Raw genomic sequence first — 15,120 nt, 5'->3', positions numbered from 1 at the left:
AGTTATCCTTCCTGCTCAATGCGGGTTAATACCTCGCGCAATACGGGTCCGTATTCGTATTTACCGGGGCAAACGTAGGTGCACAGGGCCAGATCTTCTTCATCCAGCTCGAGGCAGCCCAGCGCCTGGGCACTGTCAGTATCGCCCGCCAGCAGATCGCGCAGCAGCAGGGTCGGCAGGATGTCGAGCGGCATTACGCGCTCGTAATTGCCGATGGGCACCATCGCCCGCTCGCCGCCGTTGGTGTCGGTGGAGAAGTTGAACAGCTTGTTGCGCAGGAAGTGGCCGAGCGTGGTGCGGGTGACGGAGAACTTCTCTCTGCCGGGCATCACCCAGCCGAACAGCTCTTTCTCGCGCCCCTCTTTCACCACGCTGACCTGGAGATGAAAGCGCCCGAGATACGCGTGGGTGCCTGTGGCATGCCTGCCGCTCAGAACTGAACCCGAAATATGACGGTTTTCGCCGTCCAGGGTTTCGTCCGCCAGCAGGTCATTAAGATCTGCCCCCAGGCAGGTGCGCACCAGACGTGGGTTGCGCATCTGCGGGCCGCCGAGGGCGATAACCCGCTCGGTACAAAGCTCGCCGGTGGTGAACAGCTTGCCGATGGCGATCACCTCCTGGTAGTTCAGATGCCAGACCTGTTTGGTCAGGCTGACGGCTTCCAGGAAATGGATATGCGTCCCTGGCAAGCCTGCCGGATGCGGCCCGGCGAAGGCGTTGAACGTCACCTTCCCTTGCGGGTGCCCACCCAGCTTGCCGCCGCCCGCCTGGCAGACATGTACTTTACCGTCCGTCAGGCGCGTCAGGAGGGTCAGTCCGGCATCAAATGCCTGACGCTGGGCCAGGATAATCGGCTGCGGGTCGGCGCTGAGCGGATTGGTGTCGATGGCGGTGACGAAAATGGCGGCAGGCACGGTGCCAGGCACCGGGGTTTTGCTGAATGGACGGGTACGCAGCGCCGTCCACAGCCCTGATTCCAGCAGTTGCGCCTGCACCGACTGGCGTGAAAGCGTGGGCAGGTCAGCAGTATCGTGACGGGTAAACTCGCGCTGCCGATCGCCCTCCAGCCGGATCACCACCGATTGCAGTACCCGACGCTCGCCACGATGAATGGCCACTACCGTTCCGCTGGCGGGTGCGGTGAAGAGGACGCCGGGATTTTTTTTATCCTCGAAAAGCGCCTGGCCCTTCATGACGCTGTCGCCCTCCTGCACCAGCATGGTGGGACGCATCCCCAGGTAATCGTCCCCGAGGATCGCTATATGGCGCGGTGTTGCACCGGGCGAAATCTGCTGTACGGGAATGCCGGAAATCGGCAAATCAAGTCCTTTTCTTATTCTGATCATAGTGTTAGTTGATATCCATGAATAACCGTTCCGCCCAGAGGGGCGGACGAGTCAGAAGTCGTTGCACAGGATAAAGAAAGGCGGCGAGAACTCGCCTGTGTGAACAGCAGGATCGCGGATGATCCTGAAAAAGCGTCCTTTCTTACCCTTCGGTCATAAGACGGGCGCAGTGTACCATTTTCACCTATCAGGAGGCAGAGATAACGCAGCGGCAGGTGCTAAAATGCGACCGATTACGCAAAGTTCTCAATGCCAGCGCGACCGATCCAGGTTATAAGGGAAAACTATTTTGTAAACCGTCGAGCTGGCGCTTGCGAAAAAATGCAGTGGTGCTAATGTGAGCACGCCCGATACAGACAAATCTGATTTCGGCTCTCTTTTGCCGTCCTGGCAAGTTGGTTATGTTTTATCAAGGAACATGTAGTATGCGTAAAATCGCATTGTTCATTGCGATGCTTCTTATTCCGTGCGTTTCGTTTGCCGGGCTGCTCAGCAGCAACAGCTCCACGACGCCAGTGAGCAAAGAATACAAGCAGCAGTTGATGGGCTCTCCGGTCTATATCCAGATCTTCAAGGAAGAGCGTACGTTAGACCTGTTTGTGAAGATGGGTGAGACGTATCAGCTGCTCGACAGCTATAAAATCTGTAACTACTCCGGCGGCCTCGGCCCGAAACAGCGTCAGGGCGATTTTAAAAGCCCGGAGGGGTTCTACAGCGTTCAGCGTAGCCAGCTAAAACCCGACAGCCGCTTCTATAAAGCCATCAACATCGGCTTTCCGAATGCCTATGACCGTGCGCATGGCTATGACGGTAAATACCTGATGATCCACGGGGCATGTGTTTCCGTTGGCTGCTACGCCATGACCGACAGCGGGATTGATGAGATCTTCCAGTTTGTGACCGGGGCGTTGGTGTTTGGCCAGTCTGCCGTGCAGGTGAGCATCTATCCGTTCCGGATGACCGATGCCAATATGGCGCGTCACAAAACGTCCTACTACGCGGAGTTCTGGAAACAGCTGAAACCGGGTTATGACTACTTCCAGCAGACCCGTAAGCCGCCGACTGTTTCGGTGGTGGATGGACGTTACGTGGTCAGCAAGCCGCTGAGCCACGAAGTCGTCCAGCCACAGCTGGCGTCAAACTACACGCTCCCCGAGACAAAATAAGATCCACTCGCCTGGCATAATCTTTTGCCAGGCTTCGTTGCCCGTCAGCGGCTGCGTTGCAATCACAGTAACCACATCGTTCGGTGTGGTCTCTTTCTGAAAGTCAATTTCCACATCCTGATCCAGCAGCTTTGCCACGCCAAACGGCGCCCGGCGGGTGATCCAGAACAGATTCGTGGAGCAGAACGCCATCACGTAGCGCCCGTCAGACAACAGCATGTTAAACACGCCCTTCTCACGTAGCTCGGACGCCAGCGACGCAATGTATTTAAACACTGCGGTCATGTTGCTCGGGGTGCGTGGATAGCGCTCGGTCAGCTTATGCAGCAGCCAGCAGAAGGCTTTTTCACTGTCGGTTTCCCCCACCGGACGGAAGTTGCCGGTCTCCAGCGACTTGTAACCGCTCAGCTGGCCGTTATGAGCATAGGTCCAGTTGCGTCCCCACAGCTCGCGGGTAAACGGATGGGTATTTTCCAGCGCGACTTCGCCGCGGTTGGCCTGGCGAATATGGGCCACCACCGAGCGGGATTTAATCGGATAATCCTGCACCAGTCTGGCAATCGGGGAGTTAAAGCTGGGTTGTGGATCCTTGAACGTGCGACAGCCTTTCCCTTCGTAGAAGGTGATACCCCAGCCGTCTTTATGCGGCCCGGTTCCTCCACCGCGCTGCACCAGCCCGGTAAAACTGAAGCAGATATCGGTCGGCACATTGGCGCTCATCCCGAGCAGTTCGCACATACATCACCTCCACAACTGCGGGGGCGATATGCCCCCAGCGAAGTCTTACTTAACCATCTCTTTTTCGATTAACTGAATCAGGATATGGATCACTTTGATGTGAATTTCCTGAATACGGTCAGCGTAACCGAAGTGAGGCACGCGAATTTCGATATCCGCCGTACCCGCCATTTTGCCGCCGTCTTTGCCGGTCAGGGTAATGACTTTCATCCCCTTCTCGCGTGCCGCTTCAATCGCTTTGATCACGTTACCGGAGTTGCCGGAGGTGGAAATCCCCAGCAGGACATCCCCTTCACGACCCACCGCTTCAACATAGCGGGAGAAGATGTGATCGTAACCGAAGTCGTTGCCCACGCAGGAGATGTGGCTGACGTCAGAGATGGCGATCGCCGGATAGCCCGGACGGTTTTCACGATAACGACCGGTCAGCTCCTCGGCAAAGTGCATGGCATCACAATGTGAACCGCCATTGCCGCAGGAGAGCACTTTACCGCCCTCTTTGAAGCTGTCGGCCAGCAGGACCGCCGCGCGCTGAATAGCGTGAATATTGGCTTCATCTTTCAGAAAGTTAGCCAGCGTTTCCGCCGCTTCGTTCAGTTCGTTACGAATAAGATCCTGGTACATGAGGATAATCCTTCAGTATTGATGAAATAACAGAGCAAGTTTACCGGATAGCGGTAAAAGCGAGAAGCTAAAGCCGCATGAATCGGCGGGCGTTTTGCTTATTTGTGCCGCGTAAAACATGAACAATGTGAACCAGGTTGTAATTATTTTGTGAATGCATTGCTAAAAGAAATAACATCCACTACAACCATATCATCACAAGTGGTCAGACCTCCTACAAGACAGGGAGCATTTCTTTATGATGATTTTAAGTATTCTTTTATCCGTTATGCTGATCGGGGTGTTGTTCTATCACCGGGTCAGCTTGCTTTTGAGCAGCCTCATCTTACTGGCCTGGACCGCTGCGCTCGGCGTCGCTGGCATCTGGAATATCTGGGTGCTGGTGCCGGTGGCGATTATGCTGGTGCCGTTCAACATCCCTTCCATGCGTAAGTCGATGATTTCCGCTCCGGTATTCCGTGGCTTCCGCAAAGTCATGCCGCCGATGTCGCGTACCGAAAAAGAAGCTATCGATGCGGGCACCACCTGGTGGGAAGGCGATCTGTTCCAGGGCAATCCTGACTGGAAAAAGCTGCATAACTACCCGCAGCCGCGCCTTACTGCGGAAGAGCAGGCGTTCATTGATGGTCCGGTTGAAGAAGCCTGCCGGATGGCGAATGACTTCCAGATCACCCATGAGATGGCCGATCTTCCGCCGGAACTGTGGGCATTTTTAAAAGAGCACCGCTTCTTTGCGATGATCATCAAGAAAGAGTACGGCGGGCTGGAGTTCTCTGCTTACGCTCAGGCTCGCGTGCTGCAAAAACTGTCCGGCGTCTCCGGGATCCTGGCGATCACCGTCGGCGTGCCTAACTCCTTAGGCCCGGGCGAACTGCTGCAACATTACGGTACTGAAGAGCAGAAAGATCACTACCTGCCGCGTCTGGCACGCGGTCTGGAAATCCCATGCTTCGCACTGACCAGCCCGGAAGCGGGTTCCGATGCCGGTGCCATCCCGGATACCGGTGTGGTCTGCATGGGCGACTGGCAGGGTGAGCAGGTGCTGGGTATGCGCCTGACCTGGAACAAACGCTACATTACGCTGGCGCCAATCGCCACCGTGCTGGGGCTGGCCTTTAAACTCTCCGACCCGAATAAGTTGTTAGGCGGTGAAGAGGATCTGGGCATTACCTGTGCGCTGATCCCTACCTCTACCCCGGGCGTGGAAATTGGTCGTCGTCACTTCCCGCTGAACGTGCCGTTCCAGAACGGTCCGACCCGCGGTCAGGATATCTTTGTCCCAATTGATTACATCATCGGCGGCCCGAAAATGGCCGGTCAGGGCTGGCGTATGCTGGTGGAATGTCTGTCTGTTGGCCGCGGCATTACCCTGCCGTCGAACTCAACCGGCGGTCTGAAATCGGTGGCGATGGGGATTGGTGCTTACGCTCATATCCGCCGTCAGTTCAAAGTCTCTATCGGTAAAATGGAAGGGATTGAGGAGCCGCTGGCGCGTATCGCAGGCAACGCCTACGTAATGGATGCAGCTGCCTCCTTAATTACCTACGGCATTATGCTGGGTGAAAAACCAGCCGTGCTGTCCGCCATCGTGAAATATCACTGTACCCACCGTGCGCAGCAGTCGATCATCGACGCGATGGATATCGCTGGCGGGAAAGGCATTATGCTCGGCGAAGGTAACTTCCTGGCACGCGGCTATCAGGGCGCACCTATTGCCATTACCGTGGAAGGGGCCAACATCCTGACCCGCAGCATGATGATCTTCGGTCAGGGCGCAATCCGCTGCCATCCATACGTACTGGAAGAGATGGCGGCCGCACAGAACAATGACGTGGATGCTTTCGACAAGCTGCTGTTTAAACACATCGGCCACGTCGGCAGTAACCAAATGCGCAGCTTCTGGCTGGGTCTGACCCGCGGCCTGACCAGCGCCACGCCAACCGGCGATGCTACCCGTCGTTACTACCAGCATCTGAACCGTCTGAGTGCCAACCTTGCGCTGCTCTCCGACGTGTCGATGGCGGTGCTGGGCGGTAGTCTGAAGCGCCGGGAACGTATCTCCGCTCGTCTGGGTGATGTGCTGAGCCAGATCTTCCTCGCCTCTGCGGTACTGAAACGCTACGACGATGAAGGCCGTCATGAAGCGGATCTGCCGCTGGTGCACTGGGGCGTGCAGGATGCGCTGTATCAGGCTGAACAGGCTATTGACGATCTGCTGGTGAACTTCCCGAACCGCGTTGTCGCCGGTGCCCTGCGTGTGGTCATCTTCCCGACCGGCCGTCACTATCTGGCGCCGTCCGATAAGCTGGATCATAAAGTGGCGAAGATCCTGCAGGTGCCGAGCGCAACCCGCTCCCGTATCGGCCGCGGTCAGTACCTGACCCCGAGCGAGCATAACCCGGTGGGACTGCTGGAAGAGGCGCTGCTGGATGTGATGGCTGCCGATCCGATTCATCAGAAGATCTGCAAACAGCTCGGTAAAAACCTGCCGTTCACCCGCCTGGATGAGCTGGCGAAACAGGCCCTCGCCGGGGGCATCATCAGTCAGGACGACGCTGCCCTGCTGATCAAAGCGGAAGAGAGCCGTCTGCGCAGTATTAACGTCGATGATTTCGACGCCGATGAGCTGGCAGCACAGCCGGTAAAGCTGACAGAGATCGTGCGTAAACCGGAAGCCGCATAACCCGTTGCAGTGCTAAACAACCCCGCCTGGTGCGGGGTTTTTTATTGCAGCCCGTTTCTCTGATTGTCGTGCTACAGTGTCAAAATGTGGTTCTTCGAGGAGTCTTACTGTGCCTGGTTTGAAGATTACGCTTTTGCAACAACCGCTGGTGTGGATGGATGGCCCCGCCAATCTGCGCCATTTTGATCGTCAGCTGGAGGGGATCGCCGGACGCGACATCATTATCCTGCCTGAAATGTTCACCACCGGGTTTGCCATGGAAGCGGCAAAACAGTCCCTGCCGCAGGAGGATGTAGTGGCCTGGATGCAGGCCAGAGCGCAGCAAACTCAGGCGTTAATCGCCGGGAGCGCCGCGTTGCAGACCGAACGTGGGCCGGTTAACCGTTTTCTGCTGGTTGAGCCCGAGGGCAAGGTGCATTTCTACGATAAGCGCCATCTGTTCCGCATGGCGGATGAGCACCAGCATTATGAAGCGGGTAATGAGCGGCTGGTGTTTGAGTGGCGCGGCTGGCGCATTCTGCCGTTAGTCTGTTACGACCTGCGCTTCCCGGTATGGTCGCGTAACCGTAACGATTATGACCTGGCGTTATATGTCGCTAACTGGCCTGCCCCGCGCTCGCTGCACTGGCAGGCGCTGCTGACCGCACGGGCAATCGAGAACCAGGCCTATGTCGCGGGCTGCAACCGGGTGGGTACTGACGGCAATGGGCATCACTATCGCGGCGACAGCCGGGTGATAAACCCGCAGGGGGAGATAATCGCCACCGCAGAGCCGCATCATGCCACACGCATTGACGCCGAGCTGTCATTGACGGCATTGAGAGACTATCGGGAGAAGTTTCCTGCCTGGCAGGATGCGGATCCGTTTAGCATTAACTAAACATCTGCCGGGTAGCATCAAAGCGTGTTGCCCGGCCAAATCAGCAGCGCGATAAAACGAGAAAGGCCTGAATCATTGCTGATTCAGGCCTTCTGAATAGTGGCGGAACGGACGGGACTCGAACCCGCGACCCCCTGCGTGACAGGCAGGTATTCTAACCGACTGAACTACCGCTCCGCTGTGTTCCCTTGGGAACGAGGCAGATATTACGGTTTGCCTCCGATCCCGTCAATGCTTTTTCTCTGCTTTTGAATCGTTTGCTGCAAAAACGATCCAAACGGTTATTTTACCAGCATTTCTGTCGCAATTAACTGCGCCAGAGGCAGCTACCGCCCTTCTTCTGCACCAGATCCAGGCGTGATTCATGTTCCAGTAACTCTTCATCGCTGGCAAGAATGACGCGCAATGCGCTGGCCTGACGAACAATGCGCTGAATTTCGTTCTCTCCGGACTGCTGCTGGGAATCATTTTCGGCGTTAAAGGCCAGCGCTGTCTGGCCCCCCGTCATGATCAGATAGACATCGGCCAGGATTTGGGCATCGAGTAATGCCCCGTGCAGCGTTCGTTTGCTGTTATCTATTTCATAGCGCGAGCACAACGCATCGAGGCTGTTACGCTTGCCGGGGAACATCCTCCTCGCCATCGCCAGACTGTCGGTGACTTTACAGAAGGTATCGGTCTTCGGCAGGCCGCGGTTGAGCTTGCTGAATTCATAGTCCATAAAGCCGATATCAAACGAGGCGTTATGAATGACCAACTCGCCGCCTTTGATGTAGTCGATGAACTCATCGGCGACGTCGGCAAAGGTGGGTTTATCCAGCAAGAATTCATCTGCGATACCGTGAACGCCAAAGGCTTCCGGGTCCACCAGCCGGTCTGGCTTCAGGTAAACGTGAAAGTTATTGCCGGTAAGACGGCGGTTGATCACCTCTACCGCACCGATCTCGATAATCTTGTGCCCTTCATAGTGAGCACCGATCTGGTTCATACCGGTGGTTTCGGTATCGAGGACGATGATCCTGTCGGCATTATGTGTGTCTGCAATACTCATTCTGAAAACCTGCTCTGTTCAACGGCGACATTGTAAACAACCTGGCCAGGCCTTCAAAGGCTAATTCGCACCGACTCTATTTTGCAGTGCTGATGGCGACCATTTATGTCAGACTTACCGTTTTGATTACAGGATGTCTGCCAGGATGCGTAAACAGGTAGAGATTTACACCGACGGATCGTGCCTCGGCAACCCGGGACCGGGGGGCTACGGTGCAATTTTGCGTTATCGCGAACACGAAAAAACCTTCAACGAAGGCTATCGCCTGACCACCAACAACCGTATGGAGTTGATGGCGGCGATTGTGGCCCTTGAGGCGCTGAAAGAGCACTGCGATATCGTGCTGAGCACCGACAGCCAGTATGTGCGCCAGGGGATCACGCAGTGGATCCATAACTGGAAAAAACGGGGCTGGAAAACTGCCGACAAAAAACCGGTGAAGAATGTTGATCTCTGGCAGCGTCTGGATGCGGCACTCAGCCAGCATAAAATCCAGTGGGAGTGGGTGAAAGGCCACGCCGGGCATCCTGAAAACGAACGCTGTGACGAACTGGCCCGCGCAGCGGCGATGAATCCGCAGCATGACGATGTAGGGTATAAACCGGAAGCCTGATCAGGGCTTACGGTATTGGCGCGTCGCACCCACGGCGGCACGCAGCGGCGTTTTCGCTTTGCTCTGTTTCATGGGGTTAAGCGTCAGAGGGATGGTGCGCTTGCGCGCCACAATCAGCTGCATACAGCCCAGCGCCGGGAAATGGGTGCTGAGCATCTTCCCGCCCTGCCGCGTCCAGGGTAAAACCTGAAAACCGCTATGGTGCATCACCTCAAAGTTGAGCAGCGACAGCCAGTCGAGCTGACGCATCAGGGTGAACATCCGGCTGTTGTACGGCGGGGTGTGGCGCAGAACCGGCACCAGCTTACGCAGTCCCATCAGACTCATCGGGTTAAACCCGCTGATCACCAGCCAGCCATCATCAATCAGCACCCGATCAGCTTCCCGCAGCAAACGGTGTGGATCTTCGCACCAGGGCAACGAATGCGCCAGCAGGCAGGCATCCACAGATTTTTCAGCAAACGGCAAATGTAACGGGTCCGCCTTCACCTGAACGGGCTCGCCCCCCAGCGAAACATTAACCTGATGTGAGATCCCGCAACTTTCGGTGTTGATTTCCGCGCTCAGATTGCCAATCTTAAGCAGGTGAAAACCATACATTTTCGCAAACCAGGGCTTAAGCTGCTGCTCAAGCGCTTCGCGATAATATTCGCCCCAGGGCAATTCCGCCCAATGTGCTGGTGCTGAGACAATCTGAGGTATCCTTGCCGGTTTCATCAAAACACCCGCCACGCTATGAGAGGTAATGTATGAATCTTATCAGTATTCCTGCTTTTCAGGACAATTACATCTGGGTTTTAACCAATGATGAAGGTCGCTGCATCATCGTCGATCCTGGCGAAGCAGAGCCGGTGCTGAAGGCCATTGAGCAAAACCAGTGGCAGCCGGAAGCGATTCTTCTGACCCATCATCACCACGACCACGTGGGCGGCGTGGCAGCAATCTGTGCAAAATTTCCGCATCTTGTGGTCTATGGCCCCGCTGAGACACAAGATAAAGGAGCTACCCGCGTAGTCGAAGATGGAGAAAAGATCCTCATTCTTGCGTCGGAGTTTTCCGTAATTGCCACACCGGGTCACACTTTAGGACATATCTCGTACTTCAGTTTTCCTTATCTTTTTTGTGGCGATACCATGTTCTCCGGAGGCTGCGGAAGACTGTTTGAAGGCACGCCAGCCCAGATGTACCAGTCCTTCCAGAAAATTAACGTCCTTCCCGCCGACACTCTCATTTGTTGCGCACATGAATACACTTTAGCGAATATGAAGTTTGCAATGCACGTTTTGCCCGAGGATACGGCGATTCAGGATTATTACCGCAAAGTTAATGAGTTACGTGCAAAAAAACAAAAAACACTCCCCGGAATTCTGAAAAATGAACGTAAAATTAATTTATTTCTCAGAACTGATGACGTTGATTTAATTAATAAAATTAATGAAGAAACAAATATGCAACAACCTGAAGAGATTTTCGCATGGTTAAGGGCTAAGAAAGATAACTTCTCATAATTGTGTGTTGCCTTTTCAAATATTCGTCGTTATCATCGCTCGTCTTTTAAGCAACTATTGACACACACATGAAGGCAAAAGCGATATTACTCGCCTCTGTCCTGCTTGTGGGTTGCCAGGCGTCTCAGAACACTGGCAACGTACAACAGCACGCACAGAGCCTTTCTGCAGCTGGTCAAGGGGAAGCAGGGAAGTTTACAAGTCAATCGCGATGGGCAGACGATGGGACGTCTTTCGCACAGGATCAAGACTTGTGGGTCTCTATTGGCGACGAGCTAAAGATGGGAATTCCGGAAAACAGCCGGATTCGCGAACAGAAACAGAAGTATTTAAGCAATAAGAGCTATCTCCACGATGTAACTTTACGGGCAGAGCCGTATATGTACTGGATAGCAGGGCAAGTTAAGAAACGTAACATGCCTATGGAACTGGTACTACTACCCATAGTGGAGAGCGCTTTTGACCCACATGCAACGTCTGGCGCCAAGGCCGCAGGTCTTTGGCAGATCATTCCGAGCACAGGGCGAAATTATGGTTTAAAACAGACCCGCAACTACGATGCGCGTCGTGATGTGGTCGCTTCGACGACTGCAGCACTCGACATGATGCAACGTCTGAACAAGATGTTCGACGGTGACTGGCTGCTGACTGTCGCTGCGTATAACAGCGGTGAGGGTCGTGTACTGAAGGCAATGAAAGCGAATAAAGCACGGGGTAAACCTACCGACTTTTGGTCGCTTCCACTGCCACGGGAAACCAAATTATACGTACCAAAAATGCTGGCTTTGAGTGAAATTTTCAAAAACAGCCAACAGTACGGCGTGAAGCTGCCGACCTCGGACGAGAGTCGCGCGCTGGCGAGAGTGCGTATCAACAATCCTGTTGAACTGAGACAGGTTGCGGATATGGCAGGGATCTCGGTCACCAAACTGAAAGCCTTTAACGCAGGTGTAAAGGGCTCTACGTTGGGTAACAGCGGGCCGAAGTACGTTCTGGTGCCGCAGAAACACGCTGAACAGTTACGGGTATCTCTGGCGGCGGGTGAAATTGCTGCGGTTCAGTCTACGCTGATCGCGGATAATTCACCGGTTAACAGCCGTAGCTATCAGGTACGTACAGGCGATACGCTTTCAGGTATTGCATCACGTCTTGGCGTGAGCACCAACGATCTGCAGCAGTGGAACAAGCTGCGCGGCTCCAGCCTGAAAGTGGGTCAGAACCTGACGATTGGCGCGGGTACCAGCGCGCAGCGTCTCGCCAATAACAGCGATAGCATTACCTATCGCGTGCAAAAAGGCGATTCGCTCTCTAGTATTGCGAAGCGTCACGGCGTGAACATCAAAGATGTGATGCGCTGGAACAGCGATACCGACAATCTGCAGCCTGGCGATCGGATAACGTTGTTTGTGAAAAACAACGCGACACCGGATTCCTGATTTCAGAGACCTGATGTAAAAAAGGCACCGATTCCCCCGGTGCCTTTTTTGTTTTATCCCGCTTTCCGGGCTTCAGCGAAGAGCGTATCGCTGGTGAATGAGCCCTCCTCCTGCAGCTCAAAATAGGTTTTTACCTCCGCGGAAGCGCTATCCTGATAGAGACGAATTGCCTGGCTCAATGCCTCTGGCGTGCACATACGGGCAATCCATGAAGAGAACTCCAGGGTCAGCCTGTCGGTCTGCAACGCCCGCGTAATCAGCCCGGCGTCAGTGAACATCGATAACCATTCGCCGCTGGAGTAATTACGGACATGCGAGGTATCACGCAGGGCTTCAACCGTCTGCAACCAGATATCCCGAACAGGATGGCCGGGCGACATGATATCCATGATGATGACCAAACCGCCCGGTTTCAGCACCCGCTTAACGTCGCGTAACGCCTGGCCGACATCGTGCCAGTGGTGCGCCGAGTAGCGGCTGATAACGATATCAAAAGAGTGGTCGGTGAAGGGTAAGGATTCGGCATAACCCTGGCGGGTAGCAATATTCCCCAGCCCCTTCTCAATGGCAGCCGCAGCGACCACCTCCAGCATCTGGCTGGATAAGTCATATGCCGTCACATGAGCGACCTGCTGTGCCGCCACAAAGCTGGCATGACCCGCTCCGCAGCCTAAATCCAGCACGCTGGCATCGGGAAAGTCAGCCAGACGCTCAGCCAGGCGCTGCAGATCGCGCCCGGACGCGTGAACCGCGCTGGTGAGATAGGCCTTCGCCTGGGAGCCAAACTGTTTTTCTACGTTGTCATGATGGGACTGTGTTGTCATTTTTTGCTGTCCTTTGGTTGATGAAAAATAAAGGGCAGCACCCGCACAGGCCTGCCCCACGGCAGACCTGACATACCTCTATCTCTCAGGCTTGCCGGGACTGAATTCGACGAGTAGCGGATTGTGATCGGATGCGCGCGTCACCAGCACTGAGGCTTCACTGACGTTCAGACCACGATAGAAGACAAAATCGAGCGGGCGGCCAAACGCCTTGCGACGTTGGTCATCAGTAAAGCGTACTTCGCGCAGCGACATCTCACGCGCGAAGCGATAAAGCGCATTCATCCGCGGGCGGCTCCAGGCATTGAAATCACCGGCCATTACCACCGGACCGCTGTGATGCGCGATCTGATCGCCAATAGGCAGCAACTGTTTGCTGTAGACGTCAACGCCGAGACTGAAATTAACCGCATGGATATTCACCACCATCAGCAGACGGGTATCCGGCAGTGGGTAGACGGTGACCAGGGCAGATTTTGCCAGGCGCAGGAGCGGTTCTCGTTCCCGCAGCGGGCAGCAATAAACAGGATGGGCGGCAGAGAGCGTCATCACGCCTGACGGATGCTGAGGCAGGACAAATGCCGGTACCTGGTCAGCAGCAAGATAGTTAGTGGTCGCAAACCTGACCAGCTCTGGTGTGGTTTGCGCCTCCTGCAACAGCACCAGGTGCGCATCTTTACCAAAGTTTTGCAGAACGGATAACCATTCGGCGCGCTGCTGTTTGAAGATATTCCACACCAGCACCCGGATTTTTTCATCACTGCTTAAAGGTGCGCCCGCGGGCAACGCCTGGCCAATGCTCGCAAACGACCCCGGAGGCAAAATTCTCTCCGCAGGTTGTCCGGCAACATAACGCATGGCATAGGTATTTTTTCGCACGATGTGAAACGACCTCTATAGACAGAACCCGTCCAGAAACAGGAGCGGGTTCTAATGTTATAGGGTTTTAAGCTCACACTTTCAACGCAATTACTGATAAACCGCTGTTTGGTTTTGTTAGCAAGTGCTTACACCAACTTATTCCATCACAACACGAGGGGTCTTATCCAGGCGACCGCTCAGGCCAATCAGCATCAATGCCGCGAGTACAATTACCGCCCCAATCCATGGCGTTTGTGCCAGACCAAAGTGCTCTACGGTCTGCCCGCCAATAATAGACCCCAGCGCAATGCCCACGTTGAAAGCGGCGATGTTCAAACCAGAGGCGACATCCACGGCATTAGGGGTATAGAGCTCGGCTTTCTGTACCACGTAGACCTGCAGGCCCGGTACGTTGCCGAAGGCGAAGATCCCCATCACCAGTACCGTCGCCAGCGCGGCATATTGCATCGAGGCGGTAAACTGGAAGACCATCAGCAAGACAACCAGTGCGGCAAAGATAATTTTTAGTGCCGGAACGGCGCCGTGCTTATCTGCCAGCTTGCCGCCCCAGATGTTGCCGATCGCCACCGACACTCCATAGCCGAGCAGGATCCAACTGACTGCGCTCGGTGAGAATCCGGCCAGATCCTGCATCATGGGTGCCAGGAAGGTAAAGGCGGTAAACACGCCGCCGTAACCCAGCGCCGTAATGGCGTAGATCATCAGCAGGCGAGGATGGGTCAGTACCTTCACCTGATCGCGCAGCGTTGCTGCCGCACGACCCGGAATGTTCGACGGGATCAGTATCAGACTGCTGATCAAAGCGATCACCCCCAGCAGCGAGACCGCAAGAAACGTTTCACGCCAGCCAAAATGCTGTCCGATAAAGGTGCCCAATGGGACACCGGTAACCAGCGCCACGGTTAAACCACCAAACATGATGGCAATGGCAGAGGCTGCTTTCTCTTTAGGCACCAGGCTTGTCGCGATGGTCGAGCCGATGGAGAAGAAGACCCCATGGGCAAGGCCGGTCAGCAGACGGGCAATCACCAGGGTGGTGTAATCAGGTGCCTGCCAGGCAAGAATATTGCCGGCGGTGAAAAGTACCATCAACGCCATCAGCAGTTGTTTACGCGGCAGACGGCCTGTAAGGGCAGTCAGCACCGGCGCGCCGATCGCCACGCCCAGGGCATAGATGGAAACCAGCAGACCCGCAGAAGGCAGGGAGATGGCAAGCTGGTCTGCAATTGTTGGAACCAGACCTACAATAACAAATTCGGTAGTGCCGATTGCAAAGGCACTGATCGTCAGGGCAAGTAGCGCCAGAGGCATATAAAACTCCGTCTCATCAGGATTAAGATGACACGGAGTATGCGCCAGTGTTTAAATA

General features: G+C 55.0%; 14 protein-coding genes and 1 tRNA gene. 6 read left to right on the top strand and 9 right to left on the bottom strand.

Features of this window, described 5'->3' with window-relative positions; translation table 11 throughout:
- Positions 1–2 precede the first annotated feature (2 nt).
- The gene (locus tag SOM40_RS04280; RefSeq protein WP_320530587.1) at positions 3–1,346 is read right to left on the bottom strand and encodes a Na(+)-translocating NADH-quinone reductase subunit A; all 1,344 of its coding nucleotides are present in this window, start codon (positions 1,344–1,346) and stop codon (positions 3–5) included.
- Between the two features lie 425 nt (positions 1,347–1,771).
- Between SOM40_RS04280 and dpaA the strand changes: the two genes are divergently transcribed.
- Positions 1,772–2,512 carry a peptidoglycan meso-diaminopimelic acid protein amidase gene (gene dpaA / locus SOM40_RS04275; RefSeq protein ID WP_225759479.1) on the top strand — a complete coding sequence of 247 codons (741 nt, stop codon included), beginning with the start codon at positions 1,772–1,774 and terminating at the stop codon, positions 2,510–2,512.
- Here the strand turns inward: dpaA and SOM40_RS04270 are convergent.
- Together SOM40_RS04270 and lpcA are read right to left on the bottom strand one after the other, a co-directional pair.
- Complete coding sequence (locus tag SOM40_RS04270) at positions 2,483–3,250, bottom strand: class II glutamine amidotransferase (protein ID WP_166181648.1); 768 nt, start codon at positions 3,248–3,250, stop codon at positions 2,483–2,485. The genes dpaA and SOM40_RS04270 overlap by 30 nt on opposite strands.
- A 45-nt stretch (positions 3,251–3,295) precedes the next feature.
- On the bottom strand, positions 3,296–3,874 hold the full coding sequence (gene lpcA, locus SOM40_RS04265) for a D-sedoheptulose 7-phosphate isomerase (RefSeq protein ID WP_059308682.1): 579 nt from the start codon (positions 3,872–3,874) through the stop codon (positions 3,296–3,298).
- Positions 3,875–4,112: 238 nt separating this feature from the next.
- Between lpcA and fadE the strand changes: the two genes are divergently transcribed.
- Positions 4,113–6,557, top strand: coding sequence for an acyl-CoA dehydrogenase FadE (gene fadE, locus SOM40_RS04260; protein ID WP_320530586.1), 2,445 nt, complete (start codon positions 4,113–4,115; stop codon positions 6,555–6,557).
- Positions 6,558–6,666: 109 nt separating this feature from the next.
- Positions 6,667–7,437 carry an amidohydrolase gene (locus SOM40_RS04255; protein ID WP_106996008.1) on the top strand — a complete coding sequence of 257 codons (771 nt, stop codon included), beginning with the start codon at positions 6,667–6,669 and terminating at the stop codon, positions 7,435–7,437.
- Between the two features lie 100 nt (positions 7,438–7,537).
- Here the strand turns inward: SOM40_RS04255 and SOM40_RS04250 are convergent.
- Together SOM40_RS04250 and dnaQ are read right to left on the bottom strand one after the other, a co-directional pair.
- Positions 7,538–7,614, bottom strand: a tRNA-Asp gene (locus SOM40_RS04250).
- 130 nt (positions 7,615–7,744) lie between these two features.
- Positions 7,745–8,488 carry a DNA polymerase III subunit epsilon gene (dnaQ, locus tag SOM40_RS04245; protein ID WP_261641691.1) on the bottom strand — a complete coding sequence of 248 codons (744 nt, stop codon included), beginning with the start codon at positions 8,486–8,488 and terminating at the stop codon, positions 7,745–7,747.
- 145 nt (positions 8,489–8,633) lie between these two features.
- On the opposite strand from dnaQ, the gene rnhA reads away from it, so the two are divergent.
- The gene (rnhA, locus tag SOM40_RS04240; protein WP_032616665.1) at positions 8,634–9,101 is read left to right on the top strand and encodes a ribonuclease HI; all 468 of its coding nucleotides are present in this window, start codon (positions 8,634–8,636) and stop codon (positions 9,099–9,101) included.
- On the opposite strand, the gene SOM40_RS04235 is transcribed toward rnhA, so the two are convergent.
- Complete coding sequence (locus SOM40_RS04235) at positions 9,102–9,818, bottom strand: class I SAM-dependent methyltransferase (protein WP_106996010.1); 717 nt, start codon at positions 9,816–9,818, stop codon at positions 9,102–9,104.
- Between the two features lie 32 nt (positions 9,819–9,850).
- Between SOM40_RS04235 and gloB the strand changes: the two genes are divergently transcribed.
- The gene (gene gloB / locus SOM40_RS04230; protein WP_166181645.1) at positions 9,851–10,609 is read left to right on the top strand and encodes a hydroxyacylglutathione hydrolase; all 759 of its coding nucleotides are present in this window, start codon (positions 9,851–9,853) and stop codon (positions 10,607–10,609) included.
- Between the two features lie 68 nt (positions 10,610–10,677).
- A complete protein-coding gene (gene mltD / locus SOM40_RS04225; RefSeq protein ID WP_106996012.1) occupies positions 10,678–12,045 on the top strand; it encodes a murein transglycosylase D in 1,368 nt (455 codons plus the stop codon).
- A 53-nt stretch (positions 12,046–12,098) separates the two neighbouring features.
- Here the strand turns inward: mltD and SOM40_RS04220 are convergent, their stop codons facing one another.
- From SOM40_RS04220 to SOM40_RS04210, 3 genes are all read right to left on the bottom strand, one after another.
- Entirely contained in the window at positions 12,099–12,869 is a 771-nt protein-coding gene (locus SOM40_RS04220) for a class I SAM-dependent methyltransferase (protein WP_320530585.1), read from the bottom strand.
- A 78-nt stretch (positions 12,870–12,947) separates the two neighbouring features.
- A complete protein-coding gene (locus SOM40_RS04215) occupies positions 12,948–13,748 on the bottom strand; it encodes an endonuclease/exonuclease/phosphatase family protein (protein ID WP_039032074.1) in 801 nt (266 codons plus the stop codon).
- A 138-nt stretch (positions 13,749–13,886) separates the two neighbouring features.
- Positions 13,887–15,062, bottom strand: a complete 1,176-nt coding sequence (locus SOM40_RS04210; protein WP_320530584.1) for an MFS transporter — start codon at positions 15,060–15,062, stop codon at positions 13,887–13,889.
- Positions 15,063–15,120 lie beyond the last annotated feature (58 nt).

The organism is Leclercia sp. CFBP8987, assembly GCF_034044995.2.
GTDB lineage: Bacteria > Pseudomonadota > Gammaproteobacteria > Enterobacterales > Enterobacteriaceae > Enterobacter > Enterobacter tamurae.
Note: the sequence above shows the minus strand (reverse complement) of the source record. Positions and strands in the feature narration are given on the sequence as shown.